The sequence below is a fragment of the Pseudomonas sp. KBS0710 genome (assembly GCF_005938045.2).
Classification (GTDB): domain Bacteria; phylum Pseudomonadota; class Gammaproteobacteria; order Pseudomonadales; family Pseudomonadaceae; genus Aquipseudomonas.
On sequence record NZ_VCCF02000001.1, the window covers coordinates 215,088 to 230,248 of the forward strand.

The window sequence follows — 15,161 nt, forward strand, 5'->3', positions numbered from 1 at the left end:
CAAACGGACGTTGGCCTTGGTGTACCGGCCTCAGCCGCGGTGACGACCGCGGAAGTAGTTGATCAGGCCCTGGGTCGACGCATCGTCGGCCAGGGTTTCTTCAGCGCCGGTCAGGCGGTTGTAGACGCCTTTGCCCAGCTCCTTGCCCAGCTCCACGCCCCATTGGTCGAAAGCGTTGATGCCCCAGACCACGCTTTGTACAAACACTTTGTGTTCATACATGGCGACCAGTGCGCCCAACCGACGTGGGCTGATGCGCTCGACCACGATGGTGTTGCTCGGACGGTTGCCCGGGATCACCTTGTGCGGCGCCAGCTTCTGCACTTCGGCTTCCGGCAGGCCTTTTTCGCGCAGTTCGGCTTCGGCTTCGCTGCGGGTCTTGCCGAGCATCAGTGCCTGGCTCTGGGACAGGCAGTTGGCGTACAGCCACTGGTGGTGGTCGGACACCGGGTTGAAGCTGACGATCGGCACAATGAAGTCGGCCGGGATCAGTTGGGTCCCCTGGTGCAGCAACTGGTGGTAAGCATGCTGACCGTTGCAGCCGACGCCGCCCCAGATCACCGGGCCAGTATCGGTGGACACCGGCGTGCCGTCCTGGCGCACGCTTTTGCCGTTGGACTCCATGTCCAGCTGTTGCAAGTGTTTGGTGATGTTACGCAGGTAGTGGTCATACGGCAGGATCGCATGGCTCTGCGCACCCCAGAAGTTGCCGTACCACACGCCCAGCAGGCCCAGCAGCACCGGCATGTTTTGCTCGAACGACGCGTTCTGGAAGTGCTGGTCCATGGTGTAGGCACCGGACAACAGCTCTTTGAAGTTGGACATGCCGATAGCCAGGGCGATTGGCAAGCCAATGGCCGACCACAGCGAGTAACGGCCGCCGACCCAGTCCCACATCGGGAAGATGTTCTCTTCACGGATACCGAACGCCACGGCCGCCGCGTTGTTGCTCGATACGGCGATGAAGTGACGGTACAGCTCGGCTTCCGAACCACCCTGGGCCAGGTACCAGGCACGAGCGGCCTGGGCGTTTTTCAGGGTTTCGAGGGTGTTGAAGGATTTGGACGAAACGATAAACAGCGTGGTCTCGGCGCGCAGCTTCTGGGTCAGCTCGTGGAACTCGCTGCCGTCGATGTTTGCCAGGTAGTGGCAGCGCACGCCTTTGTGGGCGTAGGACAGCAATGCCTCGGAGACCAGCTCCGGGCCGAGGAACGAACCACCGATGCCGATATTCACCACGTCAGTGATCGGCTTCTCGGTGTAACCACGCCACAGGCCGTCGTGGATGCGGCCGACCAGGTCAGTGATCTGGTTCAGCACCTTGTGCACGTCCGGCATGATGTTCACGCCGTTAACCGACAGCTTATCGCCCACTGGGCGGCGCAGCGCGGTGTGCAGGGCGGGGCGACCTTCGGAAGAGTTGACCGGTTCGCCTGCGTACAGCGCGTTGATCGCGTCTTTCAGGCCGACTTCATTGGCCAGGTTCACGAGCAAGGCGCGGGTTTCGGCGGTGATCAGGTTTTTCGAGTAATCGAGGAAAAGCCCGCAGCTGCTCAAGGTGAACTGGGAAAAGCGCTGGGGATCGGCATTGAACGCGTCGCGCATGCTGAAATCCTGCATGGCTTGGCGATGTTGATTGAGCGCTTGCCAAGCGGGCAGAGCGGTAACGTCATGAGGAGTGCGGTAGTACGCCATCGCTGCGGGTTTCCTTTTATTACGGGGACTTGCCTTTAGGACACTTCTAAATCCGGAACGTTGAGTCTTTCATCAGGCGTTTGAGTCCGGTCAGCGCCAACAATGGCGCAGGGCGATTACATTAAACCTAGCGTGTCGATATGTCTTGGCTTTGTCTGCGCTGTCGCCGGTACTTTTTTATACCGGCGCAGCGATCAGGGCAACAGGCGAAGTGCCTGGCGGGGTCAGTTGAGGGTCAAATGCAGGTTGTCGATCAGGCGTGTCGCGCCCAGGTAGGCCGCCACGAGGATGACGATATCCCGATCCTCAGGCGTGGCCGCACGCAGGTGCACACCTTGGCGCACCTCCAGGTAGTCCATGCGCAGCCCGGCCGCTTCAATCTGCGCGATCTGCTCGGTACGCAGCTTGACGAAATCCTGCTCGCCGCCCTTTATAGCCGCCGCAATCTGGCTGAGGCTGCGGTAGAGCACCGGCGCAATCGCGCGCTGTTCTTCGGTGAGGTAACCGTTGCGCGATGACAACGCCAAGCCGTCGGCGGCACGCACGGTGGGCTCGCCGATGATCTGGATGGGCATGTTCAGGTCATGCACCATGGCACGGATGACCGCCAGTTGCTGGTAGTCCTTCTGGCCAAACACGGCCATGTCCGGCTGGACCATGTTGAACAGCTTGCTCACCACTGTGGCGACACCTTCGAAGTGCCCGGGCCGGCTGGCGCCGCACAGGCCTTCGGACAGTTGCGGGACACTTACGCGGGTCTGGCCGGTCATGCCACCGGGGTACATTTCCTCGACGGTGGGCGCAAACAACAGGTTGCAACCGGCTTGCAGCAGTTTTTCCTGGTCGGCGGCCAGCGTGCGCGGGTACTTGTCGAGGTCTTCGCCGGCGCCGAACTGCAGCGGGTTGACGAAAATGCTCGCCACCACAAAGTCCGATTGCTGTGCGGCCTTGGTCACCAAAGTGGCGTGGCCGCTGTGCAGGTTGCCCATGGTGGGCACAAAGCCAATGCGTTTGCCGGCACTGCGCGCGTGGGCGACGGCGGCGCGCAGTTCTCTTACGGTTTTAACGGTGTTCATGCAGAGAACCCGTGTTCTTCGGCTGGGAAGGTCCCGGCTTTGACTTCACGCACGTAGGCGGCCAGGGCTGCCTGGATGCTGTCTTGGCCGGCCATGAAGTTTTTTACGAATTTTGGTGCACGGCCGGTCAGCGACAGGCCGAGCATGTCGTGTACCACCAGCACCTGGCCGTCGGTGGCTGAACCTGCGCCAATGCCGATCACCGGCACTTTGACCGCTTGGGTAATTTCTGCTGCCAGTTCGCTGGGCACGCATTCGAGCAGGATCATCGCGGCGCCGGCTTGTTCCAGGGCAATGGCATCCGCACGCATCTGGCGCGCCTGGGCTTCGTTGCGACCTTGCACCTTGTAGCCGCCGAAGATGTTCACCGACTGCGGTGTCAGGCCCATGTGCACGCACACCGGAACGCCGCGCTCAGCCAGCAGCCGGATCGATTCCGCCAGCCATACCGCGCCTTCAACTTTGATCATGTGGGCACCGGCTTGCATCAGCTTGCCGGCGTTCTGAAAGGTTTGTTCAACGGTGGCGTAACCCATGAAAGGCAGGTCGGCGATGATAAAGGCGCCGTTGTTACCGCGTTTGACGCTGGCCGTGTGGTACGCGAGTTCGTCAGTGGTGACCGGCAGGGTGCTGTCATTCCCTTGAAGAACCATGCCCAGTGAATCGCCAATCAACAGCACTTCAACCCCGGCCTCGCAGCTGGCGTGGGCGAAGGTGGCGTCATAGCAGGTCAGCATGGTGATTTTTTCACCTTTGAGCTTGAGGCTCTGCAAGGTGGTCAGGGTAATGTCTGGCATGGAAAGGGTCCTCGTTCAGGCGCTTGGAAACAGCGAGTAACGCGCGTGAGTCTTCGTGTATACAGGCGCACTGTCTTGAGAGCAGTGCTTATAAGGCCTGGATTGCGCCCTTCAGCGCCGGGTTGGCGGCAGCGGGACGCCTATAGTCGTGATGAGGACACGGGAAGTCAATTGGATGTGTTACCGCATTGTTACGAGTGGGGTGTTACCGCTGTTACGGGTGGGAGCTGGCTTGCCTGCGATGGCATCACCGCGCAATGGCGGGTGTACCGAGTTGCCCGCATCGCAGGCAAGCCAGCTCCACATTGACCGAGTCAGTCTTGGGGCAGGCGTTCCAGGCCGACAAACGGGCAGGCTGCCAGCAGCTCGTTGAGTGTTTGGCCGCTGGGCAGTTGCAGGTCGGCGGGTGCCAGCTCTGCCAGCGGGTACAGCACAAACGCACGCAGATGCATCTGGTAGTGCGGCACCTTGAGGCGCGGCACGTCGATCAGGTGTTCGCCAAACAGCAGGATGTCCAGGTCCAGGGTGCGCGGCCCCCAGCGTTCCAGGCGTTCGCGGCCCTGGTCGTTCTCGATGGCTTGCAGCGCATCGAGCAGGTCCAGTGGCGCAAGATTGCTGTCCAGGGCGGCGACCGCATTGGTGTAGCGCGGTTGGCCCGGGAGCAAAGAGTCACTTTGATAGAACGCCGACACGCCAACAAGGGCCGTGCCGGGCAATTGCGCCAGGGCTTCGACAGCGCTGCGCAATTGCTGGTCCGGGGCCGCCAGGTTGCTGCCCATGCCGATGTAGATGCGTTCCACGTTTATTCGCCCGCAGCGCCCGAGGCATCAGCCGCGCTGCGCTTGCGCTTGGTGCCGCTGCGACGGCGTTTTTTCGGGCCAGCGCCTTCGCCATCGCCTTTGCTGCCGAGGTCGCGAATCATATCGCGGCGCTGGCTGTCATTGGCGTCCTGGTAGTCGGTCCACCATTCGCCCAGGCCGTCGGTCTGCTCGCCGGCGCTTTCGCGCAGCAGCAGGAAGTCGTAGCCGGCACGGAAGCGCGGGTTGTCCAGCAACAGGTCGGCGCGTTTGCCGCTGCGGCGCGGCAGGCGCTCCTGCATGTCCCAGATCTCGCGGATCGGCATGGTGAAACGTTTTGGAATGGCGATGCGCTGGCACTGTTCGGCAATCAGCTCGTGGGCAGCTTCCTGCATGGCCGGGATCGGCGGCATGCCACGGTCCTGCAGGCGCAATACGCGCTTGGGCAGGGCCGGCCACAGCAGGGCGGCAAACAGGAACGCCGGCGTTACCTGTTTGTTCTGCTTGATGCGCAGGTCAGTGTTGACCAACGCTTCGCTGATCAGCGTGTGGGTGTACGTCGGGTTGTATTCCAGTGCCTCGGCGCTGGCCGGGAACAACGGGTCGAACAGTTGCAGGTCGACGAGCATTTCGAAGGTGTCGGCGGCATAGCCCGAGAGGAACAGCTTGAGCACTTCTTCGAACAGGCGTGCCGAAGGGATTTCCCGCAGCATCGGCGCCAGTTCGCGAATCGGCGCGGCGGTGTGTTTCTCGATGCCGAAGTTGAGCTTGGCGGCAAACCGCACGGCGCGCAGCATGCGTACCGGGTCTTCCTGGTAACGCTGCGTCGGGTCACCGATCAGGCGGATCAGGTTGTTGCGAATATCGTGTACGCCATTGGCGTAATCGAGAATGCGCTCGCTGACCGGGTCGTAATACAAGGCGTTGATGGTGAAGTCGCGGCGCTGCGCGTCTTCTTCCAAAGTGCCGTACACGTTGTCACGCAGGATGCGGCCGCTCTCGTTGCGGGAAGACTGATTAGTGTCTTCCTCATCATCGTTTTGCGGATGGCCTGCGCGGAACGTCGCGACCTCGATGATTTCGCGACCAAAGTGGATGTGCACCAACTTGAAGCGGCGGCCGATGATTCGCGCATTGCGAAACTCGGCACGCACCTGCTCCGGCGTGGCGCTGGTGGCGACGTCGAAATCCTTGGGCGTGATATTGAGCAGCATGTCACGTACGCAACCGCCCACCAGATAAGCCTGGTAGCCGGCGTTTTGCAAACGTTCGACGATGTTCACTGCATAACGGCTGAATTGAGCGCGCTGCAATGAATGCTGATTGCTGTTAAGCACTTCAGGCGTGCTGCGAATGTGTTGCGTACGACGCAAGGGGGAACGGAATGACTGGAACAACTTCTTCAGCATGGGATGCACTGTTTGAAGGAATGTTCGGCCATAACGAAGAATGACCGCATGATGGGCGGGGATTCTAGCATTTAGTCGAGGGATGGTGTAGGAACAAGCTGCAAGGCTTGCGCCAGACGCTTAAAGAAGGGTGTTCAGCGGTCGAATGCCGGAAACCACAAGGGGAGCCGAAGCTCCCCCAGAAGTAGTTGCGTGCTCTATTTTTATTATGGTTGCGGGCTTCTTGTTTTTGTTGATCGCCCTCGCCATGAAGCTTCACCTTCATGACACTCCCAATCGGGAGCCAAGAGCAAACGGATTGCTTTGGTCGCTGTGTTGCTGATCTACGATCCAACCAGTTCAGGCTCTGCCTTAGGGCAGTTTTTGTTGTTCTCGGCCTGGTTGCGGGGCAAGCCCCAAATGCAACGCCTCTCCAAAAGAATCAGTTAGCTGCGCCTCCGCCGTGTTGTTTTTGTTATGCGTGAGTCGATTCGTCTTATTTTTATTGTCTTGTACAAAGCTTGTTATTGTTTTTGTACTAAGCATATAGCAGGGTGCGTGCCAACTTTTGTGCCGTCCAGCAAAACCAGGGGTTTGAGCTGGTTTTGGCTTTTTGAAGGGCAAAAAAAGCCGGGGCTTCGTTACCGTAAGCCCCGGCTTCTGTTACGTGAAAATGTCGCGGTAACAGTTTTTTCACATCTGAGGGTGTTACCTGTGGGGGCGCGCCCTCAGCTTTCGCTGGCCACCCCGGTCTTGCGCCGTGGAATGCCCAGGCGTTGGCGGCGTTCCCACAGGCACTTGCGGCTCACGCCCAGCTTGCGGGCCAGCTCGGTCTCGGTCATATGGTCTTGATGTTCAAGCACGAAGTGCTGGAAGTAGTCTTCCAGTGACAGATCTTCGGTCGGCTCATGGCTGGTATTGCTGCCACCGCCTTGCTGCGGGGCCAAGCCAATGAAGTCGTCGTCTTCCAGGTCGCTCAGCTCGATATCGATACCCAGCAGCTCGGCAGAAATTTCCGGGCTCTCGGACAGAATCACCGCGCGTTCGACCGCGTTCTCCAGTTCGCGCACGTTACCCGGCCACGAGTAATGTCGAATCGCCTGGTCGGCGTCGGCGGCAAACTTGAGGTCAGTACGGTTGATGCGCGCGCTCTGGCGCAGCAGGAACGCGTTGGCGATCTCGTTGACGTCGGCGCCACGCTCGCGCAAGGCGGGCAGCTTGAGGGCGATGACGTGCAGGCGGTAATACAAGTCTTCCCGGAACTGGCCGATCTTGGCCAGGCTCTTGAGGTCACGGTGGGTCGCGGCGATCAGGCGCACATCGACCTTCTGTGATTGCACCGAGCCGACACGACGAATCTCGCCTTCCTGCAACACGCGCAGCAAGCGCGCCTGGGCCTCCAGGGGCAGCTCGCCGATTTCGTCGAGGAACAAGGTGCCGCCGTCCGCTGCTTCGACCAACCCTGCACGCCCGGCGCTGGCGCCGGTAAATGCGCCTTTCTCGTGGCCGAACAGTTCGGACTCGATAAGGGATTCGGGGATCGCCGCGCAGTTCACCGAAATCATCGGCGCCTTGGCACGCTTGGACAGGTTGTGCAGGGCGCGGGCGACCAGCTCTTTACCGGTGCCCGACTCGCCCTGGATCAATACATTGGAGTCGGTCGGCGCCACTTTGCGGATCTTGCTGTACAGGTCCTGCATGGGTGGGCAGGAGCCGATGATGCCGATCTCGCCGTTGCTGTTATCGACACCCGGCTTCTCGGCGGCCTTGCCGGTTGGACGCTGTTCGGCGGGCGCGCTGCCGGCCGACTGACGGTCACGCAGGATGCGCGCCACGGCCTGGAGCATTTCGTCGTGATCGAAAGGCTTGGCGATGTAGTCCACCGCGCCCATCTTCATCGAGTCCACGGCCGAGCGCAGGCTGGCGTAGCTGGTCATGATCAGCACGGGCGTGCCCTGGCCCAGCTTGATCAGCTCGGTACCCGGCGCGCCCGGCAGGCGCAGGTCGCTGACAATCAGGTCGAACGTGGGAATGCTGAATCGCTCCTGTGCTTCCTGCACAGAGCCGGCTTCGCTGACCTGGTACTGATTACGTTCAAGCAGGCGACGCAAGGCAGAGCGGATAATGGTTTCGTCTTCGACGATCAAAATGTGCGGCATTGATTCAATTCTCTCGACGGTCTCAGTTCACAGCGGACGTCGCTTCGACATGACGCGGCAAGGTCACCCGAATACGGGTGCCGCGTTGGCTTTCGGTGTCAGCCGGGCTGTCGATGGTGATTTGTCCATAATGCTCTTCAACGATGGAATAGACCAGTGCAAGGCCCAGACCGGTACCTTCACCCGGGTCCTTGGTGGTGAAGAAAGGTTCGAACAATCGATCCATGATGTTCTGTGGAATACCGCTGCCTTCGTCCTCCACGATCAGGTCGACCGTGTGCTCGAAAGCCTCGCTCTTGACGCGTACCGCACTGCCGGCAGGGGTTGCGTCACGGGCGTTTGAAAGCAGGTTGATCAGCACCTGCGCCAAGCGTTGGGAGTCGCCGTCGACCCAGTGGTCCGGGTCGCACAGGTTAAAAAACTGTACTTCGAAATTGCGCCGGTTCAGGGCCAGCAGCCCAATGGCATCCTGCGCCACTTCTGCCAGGCACACCGCTTCGTCCAGGTTCTGATGCGCGCCGGCGTGGGCGAAGCTCATCAGCGACTGCACGATGCGTGACACGCGCTTGGTCTGCTCGAGGATCTGCCCGCTGATTTCAGTGATTTCGGCGTCTTCCTCGCGCTCTTCGCGCAGGTTTTGCGCCAGGCACGCGATACCGGTGATCGGGTTGCCGATTTCGTGGGCCACACCCGCGGCCAGGCGACCGATGCTGGCCAGGCGCTCGGAGTGCACCAGCTTGTCTTCAAGCATCTGGGTTTCGGTCAGGTCTTCCACCAGCAGCACCAGGCCACTGTTACCGGGTGCCAGTGGCTCGTCGATCGCGGCTTTGTGCAGGTTGAGCCAGCGGGTCTGGCCGTCCAGCGCCAGGTGCTGTTTGTGCAAGTGCTCGTCGGGCAGGTTGATAAAACCTTGCAACAGTTCTTTCCAGGGCTCGCCGAGGGTATTCAGGCGTGAGCCCACCACACGCTGGGCGGCGATGCCGGTGAGCTCTTCCATGGCCTTGTTCCACATCAGGATCTCTTGATCCTTGGCCAGGGAACACACGCCCATCGGCAGTTCCTGCAGGGTCTGGCGATGGTAACGGCGCAGGGCGTCGAGTTCGGCGGCAAGGCCGGTGAGGCGTGAGTGGTAGTCCTCCAGCCGGCTCTCGATGAAATGGATGTCTTCGGTGACGTAGTTTTCGCCGCCGGCCTTGTAGGGCAAGAAGGTTTCCACCATGTCCTGGGACACGCTCGGGCCCATCAGGCCGGACAGGTTGGCCTCAATGCGGTCACGTAAACGGCGCAGGGCATAGGGGCGGCGCTCGTCAAACGGCAGGTAAAGGTCGCGCAACGCCTGCTCGACTTCCTTTTGTGCAGCCTTGGCGCCCAGCGGCTTGGCCAACTGGGTGGCGAACTCTTGCGGTGAGGCGGCGTGCAGCTCGCGGCGTTGCGGGCGGCGCACGTTGTCCACCGCGCAGGCTTCGGCGGCGCTGGTTTCTTCGGGGCTGGCGTTGGTGAACAGCGAGATCAGGGTAAACATCAGCACGTTGGCGGCCAAGGAGGCGATCGCCGCCATGTGCCAGCTGGTGTCGTCCAGCACGTAGATCATGTTCAGCAGCGGGATGTAAAAACCCTGCAAGTTGCCGACCAGCGGCAGCAGCATGGTCACCATCCACACCAGAATGCCCGCCAGTAGCCCGGCGATAAAGCCGCGACGGTTGGCGGTCGGCCAGTACAGCACCGACAACACGCCCGGCAAGAACTGCAAGGTCGCAACAAACGCGACGATGCCGAGGTTGGCCAGGTCTTGCCCGGCGCCCAGCAACAGGTAGAAGCCATAGCCGGCCATGATGATGGCGACGATCAGCGCGCGGCGCGTCCATTTCAGCCAGCGGTAGATATTGCCTTCGGCCGGCGGCTGGTACAGCGGCAGCACCAGGTGATTGAGCGCCATACCGGAGAGTGCCAGCGTGGTGACGATGATCAAGCCACTGGCCGCCGACAAACCGCCCACATAAGCCAGTAATGCCAAGGATTTGCTGTTGGCGGCAATACCGACGCCAAGGGTGAAGTATTCGGGGTTGGTAGTGGCACCGAGCTTGAGACCGGCCCACAGGATCAGCGGCACCGCCAGGCTCATCAACAGCAGGAACAGCGGCAAACCCCAGCTTGCACTCACTAACGAGCGCGGGTTGAGGTTCTCGGTGAACGTCATGTGGTACATGTGCGGCATCACGATCGCGGAGGCAAAGAATACCAGCAGCAACGTGCGCCATGGGCCTTCCTGCAACGGGGTGTGCAGGGCGGCGAGGGCGGTCTGGTTTTGCAGCAGCCACAGCTCCAGCTGTTGCGGGCCGTCGAATACGCCGTACAACGCATACAGGCCGACACCGCCGATGGCGATCAGCTTGATCACCGACTCGAAGGCAATCGCAAACACCAGGCCTTCGTGTTTTTCTCGGGTGGCGATATGGCGTGAGCCAAAGAAAATCGTGAACAGCGTGATCAGCGCGCAAAAGGCCAGGGCGACGCGATGCTGTACCGGCTCGCGGGTAAGAATACTGATGGAGTCGGCCACCGCCTGGATCTGCAGGGCCAGCAACGGCAGCACGCCGATCAGCATGAAGATCGTGGTCAGCGCACCGGCCCAGGTGCTGCGAAAGCGGAAGGCAAACAGGTCCGCCAGGGACGATAGCTGATAGGTGCGGGTGATTTTCAGGATCGGGTACAGCAACACCGGCGCCAGCAGGAACGCGCCGGACACGCCCAGGTAACTGGACAGGAAGCCGTAGCCATACTGATAGGCCAGCCCCACGGTGCCATAAAATGCCCAGGCGCTGGCGTAGACACCCAGGGACAAGGTGTAGGTCAACGGATGGCGAATGATCGCCCGCGGAATCATTCCGCGCTCACTGATCCAGGCCACCCCGAACAACGCGGCCAGGTAGGCGGCGCTGATCAGCAGCATCTGGGTGAGGCTAAAGCTCATCGGCATCTTTTTGGCTCTGCAGGATGAAAGTCACGACGATCAGGATCAACCACAGCAGATAAGGGCGATACCAGGCGCCCGTGGCGTCGATCCACCAATCCATGATGGCGGGGGAAAACAGGTAGATCCCGACGACCAGCAGCAGGACCAATCGATAGATGTACATGTTGGCCTCTGATTAAAAAACTGCCGCGATGGTAACGGATGCTTGGCAAGCTGCAAGCGCCTTCAACTCAATTGCGCTTCGGCCAGCGTGAGTGCGCGCGGGATCTCGCTGGCATCCCAGTGTGCAATACCCCAATCCAGCAGTTCCCGTGGGCTGGCGTGCAGCAGTTCGCTGCCGGGTTGCTGGCCGAGGGCGCGCAACGCCCTCAATAGCAAAGGCGTGGCTTGGTCAGGTGTCAATGGCGGTGAGCGGTAGGATTTGCCCAGCTTGTTGCCGTCCGGCTGAGTGATCAGCGGCACATGCAGGTAGCGCGGTTGGCGCAGGCCCAGCAGTTCTTGCAGGTACAGCTGGCGCGGCGTGGAATCGAGCAGGTCGGCGCCGCGCACGATGTCGGTGACACCTTGCCAGGCATCGTCGAGCACTACGGCCAGTTGATAGGCATACAGGCCATCGCGACGGCGGATGATGAAATCGCCCACATCACGGCCCAGGTGCTGTCGGAATTCGCCTTGCACACGGTCGGTGAAGTGGTATTCCAGCTCCGGTACGCGCAAGCGGATCGCCGCCTCTTGCTGAGCATGCCCGAGGTTGCGGCACAGGCCTGGATAGATCCCGTGATAGGGCTCCAGCTGTTTGCGTGAGCAGGTACAGGCGTAAGCCAGGCCGTGGTTGAACAGGTCGTTCAAGACTTTGGCGTAGGTATCATGCCGCTCGCTTTGTCGGACCAGTTCCCCATCCCACTCGAAGCCATAGCTTTCCAGGGCGTGCAGGATCGCGGCCTGGGCGCCGGGTTCTTCACGGGGTGGGTCGAGGTCTTCCATGCGCATCAACCAGCGGCCGTGATTGGCGCGGGCATCGAGGTAGGAGGCGAGGGCGGCAACCAGCGAACCGAAGTGCAGGTGGCCGCTGGGCGTGGGGGCGAAACGCCCGATGTAGGTAGAGGCTGTCATGGGCCGGATACTACTGGAAAACCGCCGAACGCCAGAAACAAAAATGGAGCGTTTGCACGCCCCATTTTTTGTTTCTTGCATTCAGCCCGGCAGGATTACTTGCCGACCTGTTTTTCCTTGATTTCAGCCAAGGTCTTGCAGTCTACGCACAGGTCCGCGGTTGGGCGGGCTTCCAGGCGGCGAATACCAATCTCGACGCCGCAGGATTCGCACCAGCCGTATTCCTCGTCTTCGATCAGTTGCAGCGTTTTGTCAATTTTCTTGATCAGCTTGCGTTCACGATCACGGGCGCGCAGTTCGAGGGCGAATTCCTCTTCCTGGCTGGCACGATCTGCCGGGTCCGGGAAGTTGGCGGCTTCGTCCTTCATGTGGTCAACGGTACGGTCGACCTCTTGCATCAAGTCCTGCTTCCACTTTTGCAGGATCTTGGTGAAGTGCTGGCGCATGGGCTTGCCCATGTACTCCTCACCCTTCGCTTCGACATAAGGTGTGAAGCCACTGAGGCTCTGCTGCTGTTGCTTTGCTTGGGTGGACATGAATAGACCGCCTCTCACTCTTCTAATCCATTGCGCAGGATTGCAACGTCACCGACACCTGCCGGCCCTGCGGCTGCAAGCGGGCGAACTTACCAGATAGATTCGGGGTGCGCCACTCCCGGTTGTCGAGGCCCAACGTGGCCGGCTTGCAAACCGTCTTGGCCCGCCATGGCTGGGTATAGCGTGTCTCGATTGTTGATTTTAGTCGTTTTGCAGGCGCTTGCTCGTTTCATCACGGACGACCGAGCAGGCAATAGAGCATGTTTTACCGCGCGGGTTCGGTAGAATCCGAATTTTGTTCTCTCCGTCTAAGGAAGGCTAATGGCCCAGCCCTACAGTGCGCGCAGTCGCGCCATCGAACCTTTTCACGTCATGGCGCTGCTGGCGCGAGCCAATGAACTGCAGGCGGCCGGCCATGATGTTATCCACCTGGAAATCGGCGAGCCGGATTTCACCACGGCCGAGCCGATTATTCAGGCCGGCCAGGCCGCGCTGGCCAACGGTAAGACGCGCTATACCGCGGCCCGTGGGCTGCCCGAGCTGCGCCAGGCCATCAGTGGTTTTTACCAGCAGCGCTACGGCCTGAGCATCGACCCTGAGCGCATTTTGATCACGCCCGGTGGCTCTGGGGCGTTGCTGCTGGCCAGCAGCCTGCTGGTCGATCCGGGCAAGCACTGGCTGTTGGCGGACCCAGGCTATCCGTGCAACCGACATTTCCTGCGGCTGGTCGAAGGCGCCGCGCAGTTGGTGCCGGTTGGCCCGGACGTGCGCTACCAATTGACCGCCGAGCTGGTGGCTAAATACTGGAACGCAGACAGCGTTGGCGCGCTGGTTGCCTCGCCGGCCAACCCGACCGGCACCATTCTTACCCGCGACGAACTGGCGGGGTTGTCCAGTGCAATCAAGGCGCGTAACGGCCATTTGGTGGTGGACGAGATCTATCACGGCCTCACCTATGGCACCGATGCCGCCAGCGTGCTGGAAGTCGACGACGAGGCCTTCGTCTTAAATAGTTTTTCGAAGTATTTCGGCATGACCGGCTGGCGCCTCGGCTGGCTGGTGGCGCCACCGGCGGCGGTGGGCGAATTGGAGAAGTTGGCGCAAAACCTCTACATCAGCGCGCCGAGCATGGCCCAATACGCGGCGCTGGCGTGTTTCACCGAGCAAACCCTGAGCATTCTGGAAGAGCGCCGCGCCGAATTCGGGCGCCGCCGGGATTTTCTGCTGCCAGCTTTGCGCGAGTTGGGTTTCGGCATCGCCGTAGAGCCCGAAGGCGCGTTCTACTTGTACGCCGATATCAGCGCGTTCGGCGGTGATGCCTTCGCGTTTTGCCGCCATTTCCTTGAAACCGAACATGTGGCGTTTACGCCGGGCCTGGATTTTGGTCGTTATCAGGCCGGCCATCATGTGCGTTTTGCTTACACGCAAAACCTCGATCGGCTACAGGAGGCGGTGGAACGCATCGCCCGTGGCTTGCGGAGCTGGCAAGGCTGATGCGTTTTAATCCTCCCCTCGAAGAAGGGCGGCTGATCCGCCGCTACAAGCGCTTTCTCACCGATATCGAAACGCTGACCGGCGAGTTGCTGACCATTCACTGCCCCAACACTGGCTCGATGCTCAATTGCATGGTGGAGGGCGGCCAGGTCTGGTTCAGTCGCTCCACAGACCCCAAGCGCAAGTTGCCGGGCACCTGGGAAATTGCTGAAACGCCCCAAGGCCGGCTGGCGTGCGTTAACACCGCGCGTGCCAACCAACTGGTGGAGGAAGCGTTGCGGGCCGGGGTGATCACTGAACTCGGCGGCTTTACCGCCTTGAAGCGCGAAGTGCCTTACGGCCAGGAAAAAAGCCGTATCGATTTTCGCCTGGAGTACCCACAGGGCGCGGCCTATGTGGAAGTCAAAAGCGTTACCTTGGGCTTCAACGGCTCGCCGGTGGCGGCGTTTCCCGACGCGGTGACCCAGCGTGGCGCCAAGCATTTGCGCGAGTTGGCGCACCTGGCGCGCGAAGGCGTGCGTGCGGTGCAGTTGTATTGCGTGAACCTGTCGGGGATAGACGCTGTGCGTCCGGCGGTGGAAATCGATGCGGGTTATGCCGCGGCACTACGCGAGGCCAAGGCGGCCGGTGTGGAGGTGTTGGCCTATGGTGCGCGGGTCACGCCGCAGGAAATTATCATCGACCGGCGCCTGGACGTGATGATCGGCGACTAGAGTTGCACCCACAGGCCTTGGGCGTCTTCGCGGCCGGGCAGGGCTTTAAGGCTTTGGCCCGCGCATGGCCCGGCGATGCATTCGCCGCTTTCGATCAAGAACAAGGCGCCATGGGTGGCGCACTGGATCAGGCTGGCGCTGCTGTCCAGGAACTGGTCGGGCTGCCATTCCAGCGGAATGCCGCGATGGGGGCAGCGGTTGAGGTAGAAGTAGGCCACGCCGTCACGGCGCACGGCCAAAACTTTGCAACCGTCTATTTCAAAACCACGGCTGCTGTTGGGCGCGAGGGCATCTGAGGGGCAGAGAAACTTCATAACAATCCTTAAGTGCCTTGACGTTCAAATGCAAACAATTATCAAATGCTGGCTTCGCCCGTTAGCTGGTTGGGTGCTCTGTACGATGCCAGACAGGGTTTATCT

13 protein-coding genes are annotated in these 15,161 nt (G+C 60.8%); 2 read left to right on the top strand and 11 right to left on the bottom strand.

All coding sequences use genetic code 11. The features are described from left to right. Window positions 1-30: 30 nt before the first annotated feature. The 10 genes from pgi to dksA form a co-directional block, all read right to left on the bottom strand. The gene (pgi, locus tag FFI16_RS00980; protein WP_065911187.1) at window positions 31-1,695 is read right to left on the bottom strand and encodes a glucose-6-phosphate isomerase; all 1,665 of its coding nucleotides are present in this window, start codon (window positions 1,693-1,695) and stop codon (window positions 31-33) included. Window positions 1,696-1,919: 224 nt separating this feature from the next. Then, complete coding sequence (gene panC / locus FFI16_RS00985; RefSeq protein ID WP_138813819.1) at window positions 1,920-2,771, bottom strand: pantoate--beta-alanine ligase; 852 nt, start codon at window positions 2,769-2,771, stop codon at window positions 1,920-1,922. Further along, a complete protein-coding gene (gene panB / locus FFI16_RS00990; protein ID WP_138813820.1) occupies window positions 2,768-3,568 on the bottom strand; it encodes a 3-methyl-2-oxobutanoate hydroxymethyltransferase in 801 nt (266 codons plus the stop codon). The genes panC and panB overlap by 4 nt, the downstream gene beginning before the upstream one ends. A gap of 314 nt (window positions 3,569-3,882) precedes the next feature. Further along, window positions 3,883-4,368: a 2-amino-4-hydroxy-6-hydroxymethyldihydropteridine diphosphokinase gene (gene folK, locus FFI16_RS00995; RefSeq protein WP_138813821.1), complete on the bottom strand. Its 486-nt coding sequence runs from the start codon at window positions 4,366-4,368 to the stop codon at window positions 3,883-3,885. Between the two features lie 2 nt (window positions 4,369-4,370). Then, entirely contained in the window at window positions 4,371-5,774 is a 1,404-nt protein-coding gene (locus FFI16_RS01000) for a polynucleotide adenylyltransferase PcnB (RefSeq protein ID WP_138813822.1), read from the bottom strand. A gap of 707 nt (window positions 5,775-6,481) precedes the next feature. After that, the gene (locus tag FFI16_RS01005; protein WP_138813823.1) at window positions 6,482-7,912 is read right to left on the bottom strand and encodes a sigma-54 dependent transcriptional regulator; all 1,431 of its coding nucleotides are present in this window, start codon (window positions 7,910-7,912) and stop codon (window positions 6,482-6,484) included. Window positions 7,913-7,934: 22 nt separating this feature from the next. Then, window positions 7,935-10,889: a sensor histidine kinase gene (locus tag FFI16_RS01010; protein ID WP_163005508.1), complete on the bottom strand. Its 2,955-nt coding sequence runs from the start codon at window positions 10,887-10,889 to the stop codon at window positions 7,935-7,937. Next, entirely contained in the window at window positions 10,873-11,049 is a 177-nt protein-coding gene (locus tag FFI16_RS01015) for a hypothetical protein (RefSeq protein WP_003176118.1), read from the bottom strand. The genes FFI16_RS01010 and FFI16_RS01015 overlap by 17 nt, the downstream gene beginning before the upstream one ends. 62 nt (window positions 11,050-11,111) lie before the next feature. After that, on the bottom strand, window positions 11,112-11,999 hold the full coding sequence (gluQRS, locus tag FFI16_RS01020) for a tRNA glutamyl-Q(34) synthetase GluQRS (RefSeq protein WP_138813824.1): 888 nt from the start codon (window positions 11,997-11,999) through the stop codon (window positions 11,112-11,114). A 95-nt stretch (window positions 12,000-12,094) separates the two neighbouring features. Beyond that, window positions 12,095-12,535, bottom strand: a complete 441-nt coding sequence (gene dksA, locus FFI16_RS01025; RefSeq protein WP_026083092.1) for an RNA polymerase-binding protein DksA — start codon at window positions 12,533-12,535, stop codon at window positions 12,095-12,097. Window positions 12,536-12,856: 321 nt separating this feature from the next. Here dksA and FFI16_RS01030 point away from each other — a divergent pair, with 321 nt between their 5' ends. Beyond that, window positions 12,857-14,029, top strand: coding sequence for a pyridoxal phosphate-dependent aminotransferase (locus tag FFI16_RS01030; protein ID WP_138813825.1), 1,173 nt, complete (start codon window positions 12,857-12,859; stop codon window positions 14,027-14,029). Next, on the top strand, window positions 14,029-14,742 hold the full coding sequence (gene sfsA, locus FFI16_RS01035; RefSeq protein ID WP_138813826.1) for a DNA/RNA nuclease SfsA: 714 nt from the start codon (window positions 14,029-14,031) through the stop codon (window positions 14,740-14,742). Before FFI16_RS01030 ends, sfsA begins: the two co-directional genes overlap by 1 nt. Here the strand turns inward: sfsA and FFI16_RS01040 are convergent. Continuing rightward, the gene (locus FFI16_RS01040) at window positions 14,739-15,056 is read right to left on the bottom strand and encodes a Rieske (2Fe-2S) protein (RefSeq protein ID WP_138813827.1); all 318 of its coding nucleotides are present in this window, start codon (window positions 15,054-15,056) and stop codon (window positions 14,739-14,741) included. The genes sfsA and FFI16_RS01040 overlap by 4 nt on opposite strands. Between the last annotated feature and the right edge of the window lie 105 nt (window positions 15,057-15,161).

Bases quoted from the DNA above. Each gene is read 5' to 3' on its own strand.
- pgi (WP_065911187.1), bottom strand. From the start codon at position 1,695: ATGGCGTACTACCGCACTCCTCATGACGTTACCGCTCTGCCCGCTTGG.
- panC (WP_138813819.1), bottom strand. From the start codon at position 2,771: ATGAACACCGTTAAAACCGTAAGAGAACTGCGCGCCGCCGTCGCCCAC.
- panB (WP_138813820.1), bottom strand. From the start codon at position 3,568: ATGCCAGACATTACCCTGACCACCTTGCAGAGCCTCAAGCTCAAAGGT.
- FFI16_RS01000 (WP_138813822.1), bottom strand. From the start codon at position 5,774: ATGCTGAAGAAGTTGTTCCAGTCATTCCGTTCCCCCTTGCGTCGTACG.
- FFI16_RS01005 (WP_138813823.1), bottom strand. From the start codon at position 7,912: ATGCCGCACATTTTGATCGTCGAAGACGAAACCATTATCCGCTCTGCC.
- FFI16_RS01010 (WP_163005508.1), bottom strand. From the start codon at position 10,889: ATGCCGATGAGCTTTAGCCTCACCCAGATGCTGCTGATCAGCGCCGCC.
- FFI16_RS01015 (WP_003176118.1), bottom strand. From the start codon at position 11,049: ATGTACATCTATCGATTGGTCCTGCTGCTGGTCGTCGGGATCTACCTG.
- gluQRS (WP_138813824.1), bottom strand. From the start codon at position 11,999: ATGACAGCCTCTACCTACATCGGGCGTTTCGCCCCCACGCCCAGCGGC.
- dksA (WP_026083092.1), bottom strand. From the start codon at position 12,535: ATGTCCACCCAAGCAAAGCAACAGCAGCAGAGCCTCAGTGGCTTCACA.
- FFI16_RS01030 (WP_138813825.1), top strand. From the start codon at position 12,857: ATGGCCCAGCCCTACAGTGCGCGCAGTCGCGCCATCGAACCTTTTCAC.
- sfsA (WP_138813826.1), top strand. From the start codon at position 14,029: ATGCGTTTTAATCCTCCCCTCGAAGAAGGGCGGCTGATCCGCCGCTAC.
- FFI16_RS01040 (WP_138813827.1), bottom strand. From the start codon at position 15,056: ATGAAGTTTCTCTGCCCCTCAGATGCCCTCGCGCCCAACAGCAGCCGT.